Source organism: Marinimicrobium sp. UBA4209 (assembly GCF_002381585.1).
GTDB classification, from domain to species: Bacteria; Pseudomonadota; Gammaproteobacteria; order Pseudomonadales; family Cellvibrionaceae; genus Marinimicrobium; species Marinimicrobium koreense.
On the sequence record NZ_DFTP01000045.1, the window covers coordinates 1 to 1851 of the forward strand.

The 1851-nt window shown below is 59.0% G+C and carries 2 protein-coding genes; both read right to left on the reverse strand.

Annotated elements, in window-relative coordinates; translation table 11 throughout:
* Nucleotides 1-105: 105 nt before the first annotated feature.
* Nucleotides 106-624, reverse strand: a complete 519-nt coding sequence (ruvC, locus tag B3187_RS06230; protein WP_286805169.1) for a crossover junction endodeoxyribonuclease RuvC — start codon at nt 622-624, stop codon at nt 106-108.
* A gap of 26 nt (nt 625-650) precedes the next feature.
* Nucleotides 651-1394, reverse strand: a complete 744-nt coding sequence (locus tag B3187_RS06235) for a YebC/PmpR family DNA-binding transcriptional regulator (protein WP_024459681.1) — start codon at nt 1392-1394, stop codon at nt 651-653.
* Between the last annotated feature and the right edge of the window lie 457 nt (nt 1395-1851).

Below are 1851 nucleotides of genomic sequence, written 5' to 3' on the forward strand. Positions count from 1 at the left end.
GGGAGCGCGTAGGACCGTATTCACGGCGTGTCTGGGAACCCCTTACCCCACTTCAGACCGGACTCTCCGCAACCACTGCAGGTAATTCAGAGAGGTTCGGAAAAACTACACCACCCTACCCCGCCGGAAACTGCGTTTGCCCGCCAAGGCGATCAATTGGTCTTGGGTATTGGAGTGGCAGAGGGCTACGGCCAGGGCGTCGGCGGCGTCTTCCTGGGGGGTGCCCGGTAGGCGCAGAAGGGCCTTGACCATGTGTTGTACCTGCGCCTTGTCCGCCGCGCCAGTACCGACCACCGACTGTTTGACCTTTCGGGCTTCGTACTCGTAGACCGAGAGGTCCTGCACCACGGCGGCGGTGATCGCCGCGCCGCGGGCCTGGCCCAGTTTGAGGGCCGAGCTGGCATTTTTGGCCATGAAAATCTGCTCAATGGCCACCACATCCGGGCTCTGCTGCTGGACGATCTGGGTGATGGCATCAAAAATCACCTTGAGACGCTCCGGCAGACTGCCTTCGGGCACCCTAATCACGCCGCTGGTGATATAGGCCACTTTGCCGCCGATGCGCTCGATCACACCAAAGCCGGTCTTGCGCGAACCCGGGTCGATACCCAGTATGCGGGTCATGGCCACCTCTGGGGCTTGACGCCCCTTTATGCGTTCAGTTGCTCCATCACCTCATCGGGGATGTCGCCGTTGGTATAGACGTTCTGGACATCGTCCAGGTCTTCGAGCATGTCGATCAGCGCCAACAGCTTCTCAGCACCTTCTTTGTCCACCTCAATGGTGGTGGACGGGAGCATGATGATTTCGCTATTGGTGGGCTCGAAGCCGGCGGCCACCAGCGCCTCTTTCACGGCGAAGTACTCCTCGAAGGGCGTGCGAACGTCGATGGTGCCGTCACTGTTGGTGACAATATCTTCGGCCCCGGCTTCCAGCGCGGCTTCCATGATGTCTTCTTCGGTGATGCCCTCGAAGCTGATCTGGCCCATGCGGGTGAACAGGTAGGCGACGGAGCCATCGGTGCCGAGGTTGCCGCCGCGTTTGCTGAAGGCGTGGCGTACTTCGGACACGGTGCGGTTTTTGTTGTCGGTCATGCATTCGACCAGCACGGCGATGCCATTGGCGCCGTAGCCTTCGTAGGTGACTTCTTCGTAGTTGTCGCCCTCACCGGCCCCGGCACCACGGGCAATGGCCTTGTCGATGGTGTCTTTTTTCATGTTGGCGCCAAGGGCTTTGTCCATGGCGGTACGCAGGCGGGGGTTGTCTTCAGGCGCGGCACCGCCTTTGGCGGCGACGGTAAGCTCGCGAATGATTTTGGTGAATACTTTACCGCGTTTGGCGTCCTGGGCGGCTTTGCGGTGTTTGATGTTAGCCCATTTACTGTGGCCAGCCATGAATATTCTCCACTTACTGGTCTGTTATAAGTCGGGTTTTCGAGTGTGATTTTTAGTAAATCTATAGCGAATCCTGTTTTGGCATCACGTCCGGTCCGCTTTGGGGTGTAGGGTTGCCAGACACGCCGTAAATACATCCCTGTAGGCTCGCATCGCGGGTCCCCCGCTCCACGGTCTGGCAACCCTACACCCCAAATCGGCCCTCAGCACTCTGGTATCACCTCTTGTCCATTCTGCTACAGAGTCCAATAGTCCCCGTAGGTCGGATTAGGCCTTGGCGGTAATCCGACAATTGAGGTACCGAATTTCCTTGTATTTGCGTGTCGGATTACGCGCTGCGCGCCAACCCGACCTACTCGTGATATCTACAAAGTGACCAAGCGAGCCTGGGATTGGGGTAAGACCTCCCAGGACCGTGGAGCGGGGGACCCGCGATGCGAGCCCCCAGGGATGGGTT